Annotated in this window: 14 protein-coding genes; 10 read left to right on the forward strand and 4 right to left on the reverse strand. The window is 69.1% G+C overall.

The genetic code is table 11. The annotated features are described in order from the left end of the window. Positions 1-77: 77 nt before the first annotated feature. Complete coding sequence (locus AZL_RS28225) at positions 78-980, reverse strand: hypothetical protein (protein WP_012977806.1); 903 nt, start codon at positions 978-980, stop codon at positions 78-80. Further along, a complete protein-coding gene (gene dnaE, locus AZL_RS28230; protein WP_012977807.1) occupies positions 977-4,480 on the reverse strand; it encodes a DNA polymerase III subunit alpha in 3,504 nt (1,167 codons plus the stop codon). The genes AZL_RS28225 and dnaE overlap by 4 nt, the downstream gene beginning before the upstream one ends. Before the next feature lie 136 nt (positions 4,481-4,616). Between dnaE and AZL_RS28235 the strand changes: the two genes are divergently transcribed. From AZL_RS28235 to AZL_RS28265, 7 genes are all read left to right on the forward strand, one after another. Next, positions 4,617-5,285, forward strand: coding sequence for a hypothetical protein (locus AZL_RS28235; protein ID WP_042446063.1), 669 nt, complete (start codon positions 4,617-4,619; stop codon positions 5,283-5,285). A gap of 76 nt (positions 5,286-5,361) precedes the next feature. Continuing rightward, a complete protein-coding gene (locus AZL_RS28240; RefSeq protein WP_247894551.1) occupies positions 5,362-5,856 on the forward strand; it encodes a nuclear transport factor 2 family protein in 495 nt (164 codons plus the stop codon). A gap of 100 nt (positions 5,857-5,956) precedes the next feature. Then, on the forward strand, positions 5,957-6,838 hold the full coding sequence (locus tag AZL_RS28245) for an EamA family transporter (protein ID WP_012977809.1): 882 nt from the start codon (positions 5,957-5,959) through the stop codon (positions 6,836-6,838). An 84-nt stretch (positions 6,839-6,922) separates the two neighbouring features. Further along, positions 6,923-7,234: a YgaP family membrane protein gene (locus AZL_RS28250; RefSeq protein ID WP_042446069.1), complete on the forward strand. Its 312-nt coding sequence runs from the start codon at positions 6,923-6,925 to the stop codon at positions 7,232-7,234. Positions 7,235-7,434: 200 nt separating this feature from the next. Continuing rightward, the gene (gene ggt, locus AZL_RS28255; RefSeq protein ID WP_012977811.1) at positions 7,435-9,219 is read left to right on the forward strand and encodes a gamma-glutamyltransferase; all 1,785 of its coding nucleotides are present in this window, start codon (positions 7,435-7,437) and stop codon (positions 9,217-9,219) included. A 203-nt stretch (positions 9,220-9,422) separates the two neighbouring features. After that, positions 9,423-9,818, forward strand: coding sequence for a hypothetical protein (locus tag AZL_RS28260; protein ID WP_012977812.1), 396 nt, complete (start codon positions 9,423-9,425; stop codon positions 9,816-9,818). Positions 9,819-9,997: 179 nt separating this feature from the next. Next, positions 9,998-10,429, forward strand: coding sequence for a hypothetical protein (locus tag AZL_RS28265; protein WP_247894553.1), 432 nt, complete (start codon positions 9,998-10,000; stop codon positions 10,427-10,429). Between the two features lie 14 nt (positions 10,430-10,443). Here AZL_RS28265 and AZL_RS28270 read toward each other — a convergent pair whose 3' ends face one another. Together AZL_RS28270 and AZL_RS28275 are read right to left on the reverse strand one after the other, a co-directional pair. Continuing rightward, positions 10,444-11,505, reverse strand: a complete 1,062-nt coding sequence (locus AZL_RS28270; protein WP_012977814.1) for an HD domain-containing phosphohydrolase — start codon at positions 11,503-11,505, stop codon at positions 10,444-10,446. Continuing rightward, on the reverse strand, positions 11,502-11,999 hold the full coding sequence (locus tag AZL_RS28275) for a response regulator (protein WP_012977815.1): 498 nt from the start codon (positions 11,997-11,999) through the stop codon (positions 11,502-11,504). The genes AZL_RS28270 and AZL_RS28275 overlap by 4 nt, the downstream gene beginning before the upstream one ends. A gap of 301 nt (positions 12,000-12,300) precedes the next feature. Here AZL_RS28275 and AZL_RS28280 point away from each other — a divergent pair, with 301 nt between their 5' ends. From AZL_RS28280 to AZL_RS28290, 3 genes are all read left to right on the forward strand, one after another. Then, positions 12,301-13,023, forward strand: coding sequence for a LuxR C-terminal-related transcriptional regulator (locus AZL_RS28280; RefSeq protein ID WP_012977816.1), 723 nt, complete (start codon positions 12,301-12,303; stop codon positions 13,021-13,023). A 163-nt stretch (positions 13,024-13,186) separates the two neighbouring features. Continuing rightward, entirely contained in the window at positions 13,187-14,977 is a 1,791-nt protein-coding gene (locus AZL_RS28285; RefSeq protein WP_012977817.1) for a two-component hybrid sensor and regulator, read from the forward strand. Beyond that, positions 14,977-18,384: a PAS domain S-box protein gene (locus tag AZL_RS28290; RefSeq protein ID WP_012977818.1), complete on the forward strand. Its 3,408-nt coding sequence runs from the start codon at positions 14,977-14,979 to the stop codon at positions 18,382-18,384. Before AZL_RS28285 ends, AZL_RS28290 begins: the two co-directional genes overlap by 1 nt. Positions 18,385-18,649: the final 265 nt, after the last annotated feature.

Consider the following 18,649-nt stretch of genomic DNA (forward strand, 5'->3'; position numbering starts at 1 on the left):
TCTCTTAATGTTGTCGCGTATTATTAAGTGAATTAATTGAAAATATAGGGCGGAAATATTCTGCAATATGTCTTCGCTCATGATCCGCTCATCCCCACCCCGAAAATCCATCCCTCTTGCCGCCTTGCGGTGTCGTCCAGCTCCGGCGGTGCCCAGGCTCGCGGGGTGCCGGCAAGCCAGCGCAGGCCGGCGGCCGACACCAGCGCGTCACTGTCATGGTCGCTGACCATACCGGTTCGCTGCGAAGGGAGCGAGCCCAGCCGGCGCAACGCCCAGTCCAGCTCCGCACCGTCGCGGATCTTGCGCTGGCCGAAACCGGTGTGCTTGAGGAACAGGCGCGGGTAGATCTCCACCATCGCGCTGGTGCCCGGCGCGACCTCGTCGAAGGGCCAGACCGCCAGCCGTCCGGGCAGGGTGGCGCGCAGGGCGCGCAGCACCCGCATGCCGGCCAGCGCCCCCTTGCCGACTTGGCGCGACCCGATCAGCTTGTAGGGGCTTTGCGGGTGGCCCAGCCCGTCGGCGCGGCAGGCCCATTCGGTGGCGCGGTGCGGGTCCTCGTACCAGTCCGGCTGCGGCCCGCCATGCCAGAAACCCAGCCCGTGCAGCGGGTGGCTGGCGAAGGGGCCGCCGCCGAAATCGGACTCGCGAGCGCAAACCTCCTCCACCGCGTCCCACAGGTCGAACACCGTGGCCTCCCGGCCGGGAAAGCCGCGCGCCGCCACGGCGAAGGGCAGGGAGAAGGCGCAGTCGATGCCGACCAATGTCGGGCCGGCCAGGGCCGGTTCGCGCGCCAGTTCCACGCGCAGCCAGTCGAACACCGCCGTCCGCGACCACCAGCCGCCGGGACCCTCGACCAGCCGGGGAGCGGCGTCGCCCGCCGGGCACTCCGCCACCGCGATCCCGGCATAGCGCCTGCCACGGGCGCCGGACCAGTCGATGGCGATGAAGCGCCCGAAGGCGGGCGCCGCCGCGTCGCTCACAGCTCCGCCACCTCCACCACGCCCGGCACCGCCTTCAGGGCCGAGCGGCTCTGCGCGGTGATGGTGTAGCTGCCGGGCAGCTCGATCTCGATCTCCTTCAGCGGATCGACCTCGACCAGCACATTGATGCGGCTCTTGCCGCGCGACAGCCGGTCGAGCGTGGCGCGCAGATGCTCGATCGGGGAGGGGTCGCGCAGGACCACGCGCAACCCGGCGCTGACCGAGGCGACGGCCTCCTCCAGCGGCTTGATCTCCTGGCAGGTCAGCCGGACCTCCTCGCCGTTCAGCTGGGCGTCCACCGTCATCAGCACCGGCCGGCCGGGTTCCAGCAGGTCGCGGTTGGCGGCCAGCACCTCGGAGAACAGCGTCACTTCATAGCCGCCGGTGGCGTCCGACAGCTCGACGAAGGCGAAGCGGTTGCCCGACTTGGCGGTCTTCTCCTTCTTCGACACGATGATGCCGGCCATCTTGTAGCGGGTGGAGCCGCCCTTCGCGATGGCGGTCTGAAGCTCCGCCGAGCGCACCACCTTCATCCGGCCGAGCGGGCCGGAATAGGCGTCGAGCGGGTGGGCCGACAGGTAGAAGCCGATGGCGCCGAACTCGTGCTTCAGCTTCTCCAGCGGTTCCCAATCCTTGACCTTGGGCATCTCCGGTTCGGGCAGGCCGCCGCCCCCTCCTCCAAAGCCGCCGCCGAAGAGATTGCCGATGCCGCTGTCGCGCTCCGCCGCCTCGGCCTGGGCGTAGCGGATGATGGTCTCCAGCGCGGCATGGACCTGGGCGCGGTTGGGGTTCAGCCCGTCGAAGGCGCCGGCGCAGGCGAGATTCTCGAGCTGGCGCTTGTTGATGGTCTTCAGGTCGAGCCGGCGGGCGAAGTCGAACAGGCTCCTGAACGGGCCGTTCCTGCGCCGCTCCTCCACCACCGCCTTCATCGCGGGCAGGCCGACGCCCTTGACGGCGGCCAGCGCGTAGCGCACCGCCTTGCTCCCGTCGGCCAGCTGCTCCACCCCGAAGATGGAGTCGGACTTGTTGATGTCCGGGGTCAGCAGCTTGACCCGCAGGCGGGCCAGCTCCTGGCGGAAGACGTTCAGCTTGTCGGTGTTGCCGAGGTCGAGCGTCATCGACGCCGCCATGAACTCCACCGGGTGGTTGGCCTTGAGATAGGCGGTGTGGTAGGCGACCAGGGCGTAGGCGGCGGCGTGGGATTTGTTGAAGCCGTAGCCGGCGAACTTCATCACCTGGTCGAAGATCATGCTGGCCAGATCGGCCTTGACGCCGCGCGCCTCGGCGCCGTCGCAGAAGATCTTGCGCTGGTTGTCCATCTCCTCCTTGATCTTCTTGCCCATGGCGCGGCGCAGAAGATCGGCGCCGCCCAGCGAATAGCCGGACAGCACCTGGGCGATCTGCATGACCTGTTCCTGGTAGATCATGATCCCGAAGGTCTCCTTCAGGATGCCTTCCAGGCTGTCATGCATGTAGTCGGCTTTTTCCTCGCCGTTCTTCACCCGGATGTATTTCGGGATGTTGTCCATCGGGCCGGGACGGTAGAGCGACACCAGCGCGATGATGTCCTCCAGCCGGTTCGGCTTGAGCCGGCGCAGCACGTCGCGCATGCCCGAGCTTTCAAGCTGGAACACGCCGGTCGCCTCGGCCCGGCTGAGCAGCTGGTAGCTCTTCTCGTCGTCGAGCGGGACGGTGGTCAGGTCCGGCTTCTCGGGGATCAGGTCGACCGCCGTCTTCAGCACGGTCAGCGTCTTCAATCCCAGGAAGTCGAACTTCACCAGACCGGCCTGTTCGACATATTTCATGTTGAACTGGGTGACCGGCATGTCGGAGCGCGGGTCGCGATAGAGCGGAACCAGCTCCTGCAAGGGCCGGTCGCCGATCACCACGCCGGCGGCGTGGGTCGAGGCGTGGCGGTAGAGGCCTTCCAGCTTCAGCGCGATGTCGACCAGATGGCGGACGGTGTCGTCGCTGTCGCGGGCCTGGCGCAGCATCTCCTCGCTGTCGAGCGCCTGCTGGAGCGTCACCGGGTTGGCCGGGTTGTTCGGCACCATCTTGCAGATCTTGTCGACCTGACCGTAGGGCATCTGCAACACGCGGCCGACATCGCGCAGCACGGCGCGCGCCTGGAGCTTGCCGAAGGTGATGATCTGGGCGACGCGGTCGTAGCCGTATTTCTTCTGGACGTAGCGGATGACCTCTTCGCGGCGGTCCTGGCAGAAGTCGATGTCGAAGTCGGGCATTGACACGCGTTCGGGATTCAGGAAGCGCTCGAACAGCAGGCCGAAGCGCAGCGGGTCGAGATCGGTGATGGTCAGCGCCCAGGCGACGACGGAACCCGCACCCGAACCGCGGCCCGGCCCGACGGGAATGTCCTCGTTCTTCGCCCACTTGATGAAGTCCGACACGATCAGGAAATAGCCGGGGAACTTCATCTTGACGATGACGTCCAGCTCGAACTCCAGCCGCTCGAAATAGGTCTTGCGCGTCTCCTCCCGCTGTTCCGGCGTCATCTCGGGGGTGAAGACGACCTTCTCCAGCCGCATCTCCAGGCCGGCGCGCGACTGGGCGCGCAGCTCGTCATCCTCGGTGCGGCCGCCTTCGCAGGCGAAAGGCGGCAGGATCGGCTTGATCGGTTTCAGCAGGTAGGAGCAGCGCCGGGCGATGGCGACGGTGTTGTCCACCGCCTCCGGCAGATCGGCGAACAGCCGCCGCATCTCCTCGGCCGACTTGAAACGGTGGTCGGGGGTCAGGCGGCGGCGGTCGTCCTGGCTGAGATAGGCGCCCTCGGCGATGCAGAGCAGCGCGTCATGCGCCTCGTACATGTCCTCGGTGGCGAAGTAACAGTCGTTGGTGGCGACCAGTGGCAGGCCATGGGCATAGGCGAGGTCGATCAGCGCCGGCTCTATGGCGTTCTCCACCGCGGCGAACTGGCCGCGCCCGCCCTCGTGCCGCTGCAATTCGACATAGAGGCGGCCGGGGAAGAGGCGTTTCAGCCGCTCCAGAACGTCGAGCGCCAGATCCTTCTGCCCCTCGTGCAGCAGCCGGCCGACCGAACCGGCGGGACCGCCGGTCAGCGCGATCAGCCCGCCGGAATGACCCTCCAGCGCGTCGAGCGCCACCTGCGGCCCGGCGAGCGGGTCCGATTCGAGGAAGGCCTTGGACACCAGCGCCGCGAGGTTGCGGTAGCCCTCCTCGTTCTGGCAGAGCAGGACGAGCTGGTCGGGGGTGGCCGCCGCCTTGCCGGGCAGCCCCGGTTTCGTCTGGGCCGGGCCGACGCGGGTGATGCCCAGCACGGTGCCGATGATCGGCTGCACGCCGGCATCCGACGCCGCCAGGGCGAATTCCAGCGCGCCGAACAGGTTGCCGGTGTCGGTGACGGCGACGGCCGGCATCTGCTGCTTCAGGCAGAGCTTGACCAGCTCCTTCACCTTTATCGCGCCTTCCGACAGCGAATAGGCGGAATGGACGCGCAGATGGATGAAGTCGGCGTGGGGCATGGCAACCGGCGGCTTGCTGGGACGAAGGCCCCCGGTTCTAGCACAGGCGGGAGCGCTCCCGCGACGGTCGCGCGGATGCATGCGATCGTGGTATGGGAGTCGCCGCATAACCTTCAGGGATGGGGAGGACGCCGCGATGGATCGGCTGCACCTTGCACCCGTCGTCCACGCGCGGCCGGTTTTCAAAGACCGCCGCGCCGTCCGGGCGGCGACGCCATTCACCCCGCCGACCGGCGCCCTGCTGGCCGGCGCCCTGCTGACCGGTCTGGCGCTGGCGCTCGCCGGCTGCGAGACCGTGCCGCCGCCGGCCCCGCCCCCCGCCGCCGCCGGTTTGCCCGACGGACCGACCCGCCCCTTCAGCTCCGGCAAGGGCTGGACCGTCACCATCCACTCGCCTCCCGGCGGCAAGAGCTTCTGCCTCGCCGAGCGGGGAATACCGGTCGGCCAGAATGCCGCGCCGCGCCTGACCTTCCGCACCGCCGCCGCCGAATCGGGCTTCGTCCTGTCCGGCTTCACCCCGTCGGACAGCGGGGCGGCGGTGAAGCCCGGCGAACGCTACGACCTGACCGTCACCTCCGATCTGGGGTCGCGGCTGTCGCTGAGCGCCCGTGGCCTGCCGAACGGCGGCCTCTATGTCTCCGTGCCGACCAAGAGCTATCTGGAGGAGATGGAGCCGCTCGCCCGTGCCCATCGCATCGGCTTCCGCAGCAGCGGCCTGGGGGATCTCGGCACCATGCTGCTGTCGGGCTCGTCCTGGGCGATCAACGCGTCGGACGAATGCCGGATCCTTCATGCGGAATCGTGACCGGCTGATTCCGCGACCATGGCCTATAGAAGGGAAGAGCTTGACGATGAAGAGACTGTTCGTCGCGGCGGTGGCGATGGCCGCCGTCCTGGCCCCGCTGGCGGTGACCCGGCCGGCGATGGCCCAGGAGGCGGTTGCGGCCGCGAGCGACGCCGAGGCGCTGTTCACCAGCCCCGACCCGGCGCTGAACGCCAACAAGCAGGTGGTCTACGCCATCATCCGCGATCTGCTGGAGGCGGGCCATTGGGACAAGGCCGACCGCTATCTCAGCGAGGAATATGTCCAGCACAATCCCAATGCCGCCAGCGGCCGGGCCGCCGTGGTGGCGTTCTTCACCAAGGTGCTTCAGGTCAAGCCGCAGCCGATTCCCGCCAGGCTGAAGACGAAAATCGTCAGCGTCACCGCCGAGGGTGATCTGGTCATCGTCGCCTATCCCCGTCAGGTCAAGGACCCCAAGCATCCGGCCGGCGGCTACAGCACCACCTGGTTCGACATGTGGCGCATCCGCGACGGCAAGGCGGTCGAGCATTGGGATCCGGCCCTGGTCGGCGAGGTGCCGGATCTGCGATAGACCGGTTCGCGGCACGGCGGTTTCCGCGCGGCAGCCCTGCGGCTCGCATGGGGGGCCGACGGATTGACCGGCCCGGCGGCCAGCCGCTAGCCTTCCCGCCATGCGCGCTTCCCACATCCTGCTGGCCGTGGCGGTCGCCGCCGTCTGGGGCCTGAATTTCGTCGCGATCAAGGTCGGATTGCGCGATTTCCCGCCGCTGCTCTTCTCCTGCCTGCGCTTCGCGCTGGCGGCGCTGCCGCTGGCGCTGCTGGGCTGGGGCAAGGGGCCGCCGGTGCCCTGGCGTTACGTCATCGGCATCGGCGTGACGCTGGGGGTGGTGAAGTTTCCGCTGTTGTTCCTCGGCATGGATGCCGGCATGCCGGCGGGGCTCGCCTCGCTGGTTCTTCAGGCGCAGGCCTTCTTCACCGCCATCTTCGCCGCCTTCGCCCTGGGCGACCGGCCGGGGCCGCGTCAACTCGGCGGCATGGCCGTCGCCTTCGCCGGCGTCGGGCTGATCGCGCTGGAGATGCCGGCCGGCGATTCGCTGCTCGGCCTGGGGCTGACGATGGCGGCGGCGGCGGCCTGGGGCGTGTCGAACATCGTGATGAAGCAGGCCAGGGCCCCCGACCTGTTCAGCCTGATGGTCTGGGTCAGCCTGATCCCGCCGCTGCCGCTGCTGGCGATGTCGCTGGCGCTGGAGGGGCCGGAGCGCATCGTCCATGCCGTCACCACGCTGACGGCGGTCGGGGTCGGCTCGCTGCTCTACATCGCGGTGGCGGCGACGCTGTTCGGCTTCGGCGCCTGGGGCTTCCTGATGCGGCATTATCCGGCCAGCCTGGTCGCCCCCTTCTCGCTGCTGGTGCCGATCTTCGGCATGAGCTCCAGCGCGCTGCTGCTGGGCGAGACCTTCACCACGGCGAAGCTTGCCGGCGGGCTGCTGGTCTTCGCCGGGCTCGCCCTGTCGGTGCTGAGGCTGCCGGCGCCGCGGCGGGCGGGGGCCTGAGCGCGTCTTCCGCTCCAGGGAACCGGACCGGGGATCCCGGCGTTGGAAAGGCGATTTCCGTCGATTCGAACCCAGGGAGACATCATGAACGCCCAATCCACCATCCGCGACGCCTATGACAGCGTGTTCGGCGATCAACCCAACATGGGCATGGGCGAGCGCATCGTCTCGACCGGCCTCGGCCTCGCCGTCGCGGCCGGCGGCCTCCGAAAGGGCGCGAGCCTTCCCGGCGCCATCATGGGGCTGGTCGGCGCCGCCCTGGTCGCCCGTGGCATGAGCGGCCATTGCCCGGTCAAGGAACGCCTGTTCGGCCACCGACAGGACCGGCTGGGATATGGCGGAACCCATGACGAGTCGCGGCAGGCCGGTCAGCCGCGCATGGCGGAGACCTATTGAGCCGCGCCGGACAGGACCTTCGACACCGGGGCGGCCCCTTCAGGGAAATGGAAGCACCATTAACCATGATGGCCAATTGTTGAGCTGATCAGCGATCCCGGCGAAGACCGGCGGTCGCGGGTGTGGCATCCTGCCCGTCCGGGCGTCGGTCCCGACCCTGTCCATCGCTCATCTGCCGTCCCGCTCAGGAGAGGCGCCGCATGTGGTTTTCCGCTTTCCGATTACGGTCGTCCGTCGTGGCGGCGATGGCGCTCTGCGCCGGCCTGCCGGCGGTGGCGCCGATGCCGTCGCTCGCCCAGACGGCCGCTCCCGCCGCTTCCTCAGCCGCCCCGGCTCCGGTCCGCTACGACATCGGCTACAGCATCTTCCAGCCGGTCCGTGCCCGGAACGGGATGGTGGCGTCCGAGCACCGGCTGGCGACCGAGATCGGCATCGATGTCCTCAAGCGCGGCGGCAACGCGGTGGACGCGGCGGTCGCCGTCGGCTTCGCCCTGGCGGTGGTGCTGCCGAACGCCGGCAATGTCGGCGGAGGCGGCTTCATGATCGTCCATGAGGCGAAGAGTGGCCGCGACGTCGCCATCGATTTCCGCGAGATGGCCCCGGCCAAGGCCTTCCGCGACATGTATCTGGACCAGCAGGGCAGGGTCGTGCCCGAGCGCTCGCTCTACACCCATCTGGCGGTCGGCATTCCCGGCACCGTCGCCGGACTGGCCCATGCGCTGGAGAAATACGGGACGATGACGCTGGCCGAGGTGATGGCCCCGGCGATCAGGCTGGCGCGGGAGGGCTATGCCGTCACCCCGCAGCTGGCCGGGCTGCTGGAGGTCGAACGCGATCATCTGGCCAAATGGGAAGCCACCCGCGCCATCTTCTTCAAGGGCGACCGCCCGCTGACCGTCGGGGAGACTCTGGTCAATGCCGACCTCGCCAACTCGCTGGAGATGATCGCCCGGCAAGGGCCGAAGGCCTTCTACGAAGGGGCCATCGCCGACGGGATCGCGGCGGAGATGGAACGGCATGGCGGCGCCATCACCAAGGACGACCTGAAGGCCTACAGGGTGGTGGAGCGCGAGCCGGTCAGCGGCAGCTACCGCGGCTATACGGTCAAGTCGATGCCGCCGCCCAGCTCCGGCGGGACGCACATCATCCAGATGCTGAACATCCTGGAGCGCTGGCCGCTGACGGAGTACGGCCCCGACAGCGCCAGGTCGATCCACCTGATGGCGGAGGCGATGAAGCTCGCCTATGCCGACCGCTCCGAATATCTGGGCGATCCCGATTTCACCAAGGTGCCGGTGAAGGGGCTGACCTCGCGCGCCTATGCCGACGAGCTGGCGGCGAAGATCGATCCGGAGAAGGCGACCCCGGCCGGCACGATCAAGCCGGGCCGGCCGGCCCCCCACGAGAGCGACCAGACCACCCATTTCTCGGTGGCGGACAGCCAGGGCAACGTCGTCAGCACCACCTATACGCTGAACCTCAATTTCGGCAGCGGCATCGTCGCCGCGGGCACCGGAATCCTGCTGAACGACGAGATGGACGATTTCTCGGCCAAGCCCGGCGTGCCCAACGCCTTCGGGCTGGTCGGCGGCGAGGCCAACGCCATCCAGCCCTACAAGCGGCCGCTCAGCTCGATGTCGCCGACCATCGTGCTGAAGGACGGCAAGCCCTGGCTGGTCACCGGCAGCCCCGGCGGCAGCCGCATCATCACCACCACCCTGGAGACGGTGGTCGACCATATCGACTTCGGCATGAACCCGGCCGAGGCCGCCGCCCTGCCGCGCGTCCATCATCAATGGACACCCGACGAGCTGCGGTTGGAGAAGGGGCTGAGCGGCGACACCGTCCGGCTCCTGGAGCGGATGGGCCACAAGGTCGCGGTGAAGCCGACGATGGGCCGCACCCAGACCATCCAGCTGGGCGAGGACGGGCTGTCCGGCTTCTCCGACCCGCGCAACCCCGACGGACTGACGCTGGGTTATTGAGGGAGGATGGGCGCCCGGCGGCGGCCGGGTGGCACAATTCCCGTATACAAGGAAAAAAGGGCGTGCTTTGGTAACCTCCGATCCGCCGCGCCGGAAGGTGCCGGGTCGCGAAGGCTTGTGCCCGTCCTGATAAGACAACGGAACAGTTGGCTTAAGGCGGGCCGGTCGGTTAGCCTTTGCGGGAGAGAACCGGAGCATTAGCCGTGGATAAGGCCTTGGTCGAGAAGAACCGCGAGTGGACCTATCAGCGTGAGGGAAAGCAGCCCGTCACCATCCGGGTCGCCGATTTCGAGCGCGAGGGGAAGCGCATCGTCGCCTTCCTGGAACAGACCGACATCGCCAAGGCGGCCGGGGCGCCCAAACCGGCCGTGAATGACTGGCCCGGCATCGCCGAGGCCTATGCGAAGGAACAGGGCGTGTCGCTGGGCGACATCTATTGGTACGAACTGCATCCGCGCCGCTTCGCCAATGGCCGTCCCAACGTGTCCGAATACCGTCCCGGCATGGCCGAATGGCGGTTCGAGACCAGCATCCCGCTCGCCCGCGCCATCGTGGAGCAGCTGGGCTTCGACCCCGACAACCTGCCGCTCGACATCTGATCTTTCCGCATGGGCCCGCATGGCCCCTCGCATGGCCCCTCCCGCGCGCAACCTCTGTGATGCGCGGCGGGAGCGGTGTATGATGCCGGAAGGAACGAAGCGGCCGGCGGGCTTTCCGCCCTCTTTCACGCGCCTCATCTCGACAGGGGCGTGGGCCGCGGGCTGTGACCGGGAGACGGATGATGAGGACGGTGCGGAGGGCGGTCGCCCTGGGTGCTGTGGTGCTGGCGGCCGTGGCCGCCACCGCGGTGATGTCCGTTCCGGGTGCGGCCGAAGCACGCACCTCGGTGTCGGTCGGCATCGGCGTCGGCGTCGGGCCGGTTTTCCCGAGCTACGGCTATTACCATCCCTACCGCTATTACGCGCCTCCTCCTCCGGTGGTGCAATATTACGCGCCGCCACCGGTGGTGCAGTATTATGCGCCACCTCCGGTGGTCTACGCCCCGCCCGCGCCGGCTTACGGCGTCGACCCCGCCGGTCCGGTCTTCTATTCGCGCGGCGGCCAGCAATGCCGCGAATATCAGAGCAATGCCGTGGTCGGCGGCCGGGCGCAACCGGTCTATGGAACGGCCTGTCTCCAGTCTGACGGGACCTGGCGCATCGTCAACTGACGGCACATGGCGGTTTACGTGTCTTCCGGCGCCAGCCTCGGCAACTCGTCGGCGTTCTCGACCTGGATCCGGCACACCTCGTCCCAGCGTGACAGAAAGGCGTCGAGCAGGGCGGGGTCGAAATGCAGGCCGCGGTTCTGCTCCATGAAGGCCCGCGCCTCCTCCAGCGTCCAAGAGCGTTTGTAGGGACGGGCGGAGGTCAGGGCGTCGAACACGTCGGCGATGGCGACGATGCGGCCGGACAGCGGAATGGCCGAACCGGCCAGACCATCCGGATAGCCGCTGCCGTCGAACTTCTCATGGTGGCTGAGCGCGATTTCCGCCGCCAGCCGCAGAAGCGGGATGTCGCTGTCGGCCAGGATGCGGTGGCCGATGACGGCATGCTGGCGCATCACCGTCAGCTCCTCCGGCGACAGCCGTGCCGGTTTCAGCAGGATCATGTCGGGAATGCCGATCTTGCCGATGTCATGCATCGGCGCCGCTTTCATCAGCTCCTGGGCATAGGCGTCGCCGCAGCCGGCGGCCTCGGCGATGATCTTCGAATAGAGGGCCATCCGCTCGATGTGGGCGCCGGTCTCGGGGTCGCGGCATTCGGCGGCGCGTGACAGCCGGTGGACCAGTTCCTCCCCCTGGCGCTGGAGGGCGGCGGTCACCCGCTCCACCTCGGCGGCCAGCAGGGCGGCGCGGTCGCGCAGCAGGGCCCGGCTCTGGCGCAGGGCGAGCAGGTTGCGCAGGCGGGCCTGGACCTCCGGCACGATGACCGGCTTGGTCAGGAAATCGTTGCACCCCTCGTCCAGCGCCCGCACCCGGATATCGACCGCCGTGTTCGCGGTGATCATGACCACCGGGACGCTGTCCAGCCGCTGGTCCTTGCGGATATGGCGCAGCAGATCCATGCCGTCCATGTCCGGCATCATCTGGTCCAGCAGGATCAGGTCCGGCTCGTTCCGGCGCAGCCATTCGATGGCGTCGAGCGGGTTTTCCATGGTGACCGTTTTGGCATCGGCCAAGCGGCGTACGATGGCGGCCATGATCAGCAGGTTGGTGCGGTCGTCGTCGATGATCAGGATGTTCATGTCGCCGCATCCGCCCTGCGGGCGGCGATCAGCCGGCCGGCTTCGGCCATCAGCTCCTTCAGGTCGAGCGGCTTCTCGAACGCCGCGTCGGCGCCCAGCAGCCTGGCCATCCCCGGCAGTTCCATCCGCAGGCGCAGGCTGCCGCCGGTCACGGCGATCAATGGCGGGCGCGACGGGTGTTCCTTCAACCCCAGGATCACCTCGTACCCATCGGCTTCCGGCATGATGATGTCGGTCACGACCAGGTCGACCCGGTGGTCGGCCAGGATGGTCAGCGCGGCGTGGCCGTTCTCCGCCTCCCGCACGTCGTAACCCGCGCGCTGGAAGGCGATGCGCACCATGCCGCGAAAGTCGGGGTCGTCGTCGACCAGCAGGATGCAGCCGGCGGAGGCGGGGGCGGACGCGGGGGCCGCCACAGGGCCCGCCACGGGGTCAGCGGCCGGTGAGGGGGGGGAGGCGGTTCGCGCCCGCAGCTCGTAAAGGGTCATTTCCATGGTCGCCAATTCCGTCGTCCCGCAATTCGGCGGATCACGCTGGATGAAAAACTCCGACCGTCACCATAGCCGGTGGATGAGGTGCGCACCCGAACCGTCTGGGATAGCGGAACCGGGAAATAGGATAGCGGGGATATTATCCTGCGGCCGGCGCCACGCGGGGTGGCCGTGGTCTGTGACGCGACAAATATGACTGACGTGAAATATTATGAAAGAGCGGAAACTTAAGATTTTAGACGGCATAGCCGGGAATGTTGATATCATGGGACTTGCGGCGGTCGAGGGTGGCGGAGGCTGGTTGATGAAGATCTTGGTGGCGGACGACCATCCCCTGTTCCGGGACGCGTTGGAGCTGTCGGTTCGTCAGGCATGGCCCGATGCGGAGATCAGCTGTATCGGCTCGTTATTGGAGTTGCCGGCGGTTCGGGACGCGGCCGAGGGGGGCGCTACCCCGGCCTTGCGCTATGATCTGGTCGTTCTGGACTGGCGCATGCCCGGCGCGGAGGGAAGCAATCCCATCAGCGTGCTGCGGCAGACCGGGATCCAGGGGCCGGTCGCGGTCGTGACCGGGGCGGAGGATTCGCTCACCGCGCTGGAGGTGCTGCGTTGCGGCGCCGAAGCCTTCCTGCCGAAGACCACGCCGCGCCGTGTGCTGGCCCAGGCCCTGCGTCTGGTGGCGGAAGGAGGCAGCTTCGTGCCCAAAGACGTGGCGCTCGACCTGATGCATATGACCGAGATGTCGCTCGATATCGACGAGGCGGAGGAGAGCGAGGCCCCGGCGCTGGAGGGGGAAGGGGCGCCGGCGTCGCCGCTGACCGACCGCGAGCAACAGGTGTTGTCGATGCTCGCCACCGGCGCGACCAACAAGGAGATCGGCCGGAATCTCAGCCTTCAGGAGGTGACGGTCAAGCTTCACACCCGCCGCATCCTGCGCAAGCTTGGCGCCCGCAACCGCACCGACGCCGTGCGCCGCGCCCAGCAGGCCGGTCTGCTCTCGCGCAGCCTGGACGAAGCCGCTCCCTGAGGCCAACCCCCCTGGGTCGCCCCCCCGGCCGCCCTTGGCCCGTTGCGGCGACCGTCACGATAGGGCTGGTCCCAGCAGCACGGCCCCACCCTTTCTGGTAAGATGCCGTCATCCGGTCCTATGCCCCTCCGCCCGGCGCGGCAGAGACGGACGCAACCGCCCCATGGCGCATCCCGAGTCGCTGATGAGTCCATCCGACCATTCCCCGTCCGGGCCGCGAACGGACCGGCCGCAATCTTCGCAGGCGGGTGTCTCCGCCGGTCCGGCAAGCGCCAGCACGCCGCCGGTTCCGGTGGCGCCGGTTCTGGCCGCGTTGAGCGGTGCGGTGGTGCTTTTCCTGTCGGCGCTCGACCCGCTGCGCGCCTCCGCTCCCTGGCTGCTTCCGGCGCTCTCGGCGGGGAGCGGTGCCTTGGCCGGGCTGGCGATGCTGTCGGTCTGGCGGAGCAGGCGCCACCGGCCCGGTTTGGACGACATGGCGCCGACGCGTCCGGTCCTGCCGGTGGACGCGCCGGCGGGACCGGTTTGCGAAGCGGTGGTCTCGCGATCGCAGGGGGAGGAGACCGACGCCGCCCGCATCGCCCTGTTGGAGGAGGCGCTGCGGGAGACGGTACGGCAGTCCGCCGAGCGGCTGCGCCGTCAGCAGATCGTGGCGATGGATGCCCGCGCCGATCTCGCCGGCGCCATTGTCCATGACATGAACAACGCGCTGGGCGCGGTTTCCGGCTATGCCGACTTCCTCGTCAGCGACCTGCCCGCCGGTTCGCCCCAGGCCGATTACGCCAGCCGCGTCATCGCGGCCGTCGAGCGTGTCCGGCCCGGCCTGCGCCGGCTGGTGTCCGCCACCAGGGTGGAAACCATCCCCCTGCGGCTGGAACGGGCCGATGCCGTGCTGGACGAGGCGGCGGCGCTTCTGCGCGCGATGCCGGTGCCTCCGCTCGGCCTGACCGTCCAACGTGACGACGGCATGCCCGCGGCCATCTGCAATGCCGATGTGCTGGCGCGGACGCTGGCCGGCCTGGCGGCGGAGATTCTCGCCGGCGGCAGCGCTCCCCGGCTCGGCCTTCGGGCATCCGCCGGCGATTCCGCCGGGGCCGAGGGGGATGACGTGGTCGAGGGGACCGACGCGTCCAGCGACGGCTGGAGGGTCCGTTCCCTGCTGACGCCGCATGCGGGGCCGCACATCCTGTTCGAGCTGCGCGTCGAGGGGCTGCCGCTGGCGGCCGATCTTCTGACGACCCAGCTCGACCCCCTGCTCTCCGCCCGCGCCAGTTACCGCCGCGGACAGGCTGGCGGTGGTTGGGCCGCCGGGGAGCCGGAGGATGCCGGCCGCTGGCCGCCGGCCCTGATGACCGCGCGGAGCCATGATGGCGGTCTCAGCCTGCTGAGCCACCCGGTCCAGGGCACGGTGGTGCGGCTTCATATTCCTGCCGCGCCGGTGCCATCGGTGGCGCCATCCCCGCGGGATCGCGCCGCTCCGGCCCGGCCGGGACATGCCGGGACGCCGGCCTACAGGATTCTGGTGGTGGATGCGGACCCCGCCTCCGGCGACCGGTTCCAGGCGGGTTTGGAGCAGGAGGGCTTCGAGGTTTCGGTCTGCGAGGATCTGCGCGATGCGCTGGATGTCGTCACCGACGAACCCGGCTTCTTCGATGTGGTGGTCATCGGCCCGGGGCTGAGCGCTCTGCCCGCCGGGGTGGCGCTGGCGGTGCGGATGAAGGGCTTGCGGCCGGACCTGCCCTGCGTGCTCTACCGGGCGCCGGGCGATGCTGGCGCCATACCCGCCGCTTCTCCCGCCGGCTCCCCAACCGTTTCCGGGGCGTTGGAGCCGCGGGCCGCGGCTGGCGGACCGGCCGATCTGCTGCTGCCGCTGCCTGTCGATCTTCCCCGGCTGGCGCGCGGGGTGGCGGCGCTCGCCGCCCGGTCCGGTGGCGGAGCGGCCGGAGAGAGCCGCTGATGGGCCGGCGTCTTCAGTTGCAGGGCTTCATCCTCGCCATCTGGACGGTGACCCTGGCGATCACCGCCGGGCTGTGCATCGCCGCCCTGATGCTGGTCCGCTACGATGAAGCCGAGGCGATGGCGCGGGCCGAGCGCGACAGCGGCAACATCGCCCGCGTGGTCGCCGAGCAGGCGACCCGCACCATCGCCGAAGCCGATCAGAATCTCATGTTCCTGATCGACGATTACCACGACCATGGCGATGCCTGGAGTCCCAATGTCGGCCGGATGCTGCGCCAACTGGTCGAGCGGTCGGGCCTCCTGGTCCAGCTGGCGGTGATCGACGAGCATGGCGATCTCATCCACACCAGCGTGGAGGCGGCACCCGCCCGCATCCATCTGGCCGACCGCGAGCATTTCCGGGTCCATGCCAACAGCCGGACGGCCGGGCTTTACATCGGAAAGCCGGTCTTCGGCCGGGCGTCCGGCAAATGGTCGATCCAGCTGACGCGGCGCATCGAGAACAGCGACGGCAGTTTCGCCGGGGTCCTTGTCGCGTCGATGGATCCCTTCTTCCTCGGCCGCTCGCTGGAGGAGCTGGATGTCGGCCTCAACGGGTCGGTGGCGATCATCGGCACCGACGGCGTCCTGCGCGCCCGGTCCATGATGAACGACCGCATCATCGGCCGTGACATCGGCGAAGCGCCGATGCTGGTGATGGCGCGGCACCAGCCCGCCGGGTTCCTGCGCAGCGTCAGCGTGATCGACGGCATTTCCCGCCTTCAGTCCTTCCGCACCCTCTCCTCCTATCCGCTGATCGTATCGGCGGCTTTCGACGAGGCGGCCTTCCTGGCCGACACCTGGCGGCGGCAGCAAATCTATCTGCTGGCGGCGGCGGTCTGTAGCGCCTGCCTGATCGGCTTGGCGCTGCTGGCGACGCGGCAGACGGCGCGCCTTTCGACGCTGGCCCGGCAACTGGCGTCCAGCGAGGCGCGGTTCCGCGACCAGGCGGAGACCGCCTCCGACTGGTTCTGGGAGATGGATGCCGACCTGCGCTTCTCCGATTTCGCCGGTCCGCTGGTCCCGCATATCGCCAACGACACACTGCCCACCGGGTTGCGGCGGGAGGATGTGGCGCTGCGCGAGCCCGGCGACGCCGCCAAATGGGACCAGCATCGCCAGACTATGGAGCGGCGCGAGCCGTTCCGGAACTTCCGCTACCGGGTGATGACGGCGGCGGGCCTGCGCTATTTCAGCGTCAGCGGCCGTCCGATCTTCGGCCAGGATGGAGGATTCCAGGGCTATCGCGGGTCCGCCACCGACATCACCGAACGGGAACTGGCGGCCAACCGGCTGGCGTCCAGCGAGGCGCGCTACCGCGCCATGTTCGAGGCGGTCGGCCAGCCCATCGTCACCATCGACGAGCATGGGACCGTCGACGCCTTCAACCGCGCGGCGGAACGGCTGTTCGGCTATCGCGCCGCCGAGGTGGTCGGCGGGCCGATGACCCGGCTGATGCCGAGCGCCGTCGGCGCGGTGCATGACGGGCTGCTGGCGACCTACCGCGAGGGCGACGGCGAGGGCTCCATTCCGCGGGTCGGGATGCGCGAGCTGACCGGCCGCCGCAAGGACGGCGGCGAGTTCCCGTTGGAGGCGACGCTGGCCGGCTGGCGCGAGGGCGACCGCCGCTATGTCACCGGGGCGCTGCGCGACGTCACCGTCCAGCGCGAGATCGAGGCCAGCCTGCGCCGCGCCAAGGAGGCGGCCGATCAGGCCAACCGCGCCAAGGGCGAGTTCCTGGCGACGATGAGCCACGAGATCCGCACGCCGATGAACGGGGTGCTGGGGGCGCTCGCCCTTGTTGAGGGGCCGAACCTGAACGACGAGCAGCGTCAATTGCTGGACGTCGCCAACCGGTCGGGCAACGCGCTTTTGCAGATCATCGACGACATCCTCGATCTGTCCAAGCTGGAGGCCGGCAAGGCCGAGGTCGAACCGGTGGATTTCGAGCTGCGCGCGGTGCTGCGCGACAGCATCGACCTGCTGGAGCCGGCCGCTTGCGGGCGTGGCCTGTTCCTGACGCAGGAGGTGGAGCCCGCCGTGCCCGACCATGTGCGCGCCGACCTGCGCCGGATCCGCCAGGTGCTGGTCAATCTGGTGGGGAACGCGCTGAAATTCACCAATCGCGGCGGTGTCGCCGTCCGGGTCGGGCTGGAGGGCGACGCCGTGGCCGACGGATCCTTCCTTCTGCGTTTCGAGGTGGCCGATACCGGAATCGGCATCCCGGAAGAGGTGCAGCCGACCCTGTTCCGGCGCTTCACCCAGGCCGACAGTTCCACCACCCGGCGCTTCGGCGGCACCGGGCTGGGGCTGGCGATCAGCCGGGAGCTGGTGACGCTGATGGGCGGCACCATCGGCGTCGCCAGCGCCGAGGGCAAGGGCAGCACCTTCTGGTTCACCGTCCGTTGCGACCGGGCCGCCGCCGGACCGGCCGGCAGGTCGGCGATGCCCGGTGCTCCGGAACCGGCGGCGGCCGGTCGGCCGGTCGCGGAACCGGCGGCGGGCCTGCATGTGCTGGTGGCCGAGGACAACGAGATCAACCGCGACATCGTCGTCACCATGCTGTGCCGCGCCGGCCATCGCGTGACCGCGGTCGAGGACGGGTTGCAGGCGGTGCGGTTGGCGGAGGAGGGGGGCTTCGACCTCGTCCTGATGGATGTGCAGATGCCCGTCATGGACGGGGTGACCGCCACCCGGCATATCCGCGCCATGCCGGGCAAGGCCGGCAGCCTTCCCATCGTCGCGCTGACCGGCAACGTCATGCCGGCCCACCGTGCCGAATATCTCGCCGCCGGCATGACCGCCTATCTGACCAAGCCGATCGTGCCGGCCGATCTCCGCGAGGTTCTGGCGATGGTCGCCGGTTCCCGGCCGGCGGCCGGCATGTATCGCCCCGAGACGGCGGCGGTGCCGCCTGTTCCGGCCCAGACCGTTGCCGCGCCGTCTTCCGCCGTACCGGAGGCGGAGCCTTGGCACATGGCGCCGCTGTTGGATGCCGGGCAGGCCGACTCCCTGCGCGCGGTGATCGGCGAGGACGCCTGGGCGCGGACGGTGGCCGCTTTCCGGCGCACGGTCGCCGAAAACGTGGCAGCCATCGGCGAGGCCGCCCACCGGGAGGATGGACCCGATTCGGCGCTTCTGGCCCGCATCGCCCACATCCTGAAGGGCACGGCCGCCAACATCGGCGCCGTGCGCCTGAGCCGTCTGGCCGCGCATCTGGAACAGAGGACGCGGAGTCCTGGGGGCTTGTCCGCCGGCGACCCGCTGCCCGACGCCGTCGAGCCCGTCGCGGACGCCACCCTGGACGCGCTTTCCACCTACCGCCAGCCGGCGGCGATGTCCGGGGTGGAGCGCGCGCCAATCTGACGCAATGGAAGTTGCCGTCAGACCGAGCATCTGTCCGAGGTCCAGCGCGATATGCGGGAGGTGGTCGGGAGCACCGAGGTGGATCGCCGCCGCCGCCCGCGTCAAGTCCGGCGCCAACGGACGACTGCACGTGAAGTTCGAGCTGTCCGACACCGACCAGGAGCTGTTCGGCCACGAGGTGGACCGCCTGACGCGCGGGCTGACGCCGATGGAGATGGAGATGGCGGCCTGACCGGCCTGGCGACATGCCAGGGCCGGATACCGG

Source organism: Azospirillum sp. B510, from assembly GCF_000010725.1.
In the GTDB taxonomy this organism is placed as follows: Bacteria; Pseudomonadota; Alphaproteobacteria; order Azospirillales; family Azospirillaceae; genus Azospirillum; species Azospirillum lipoferum_B.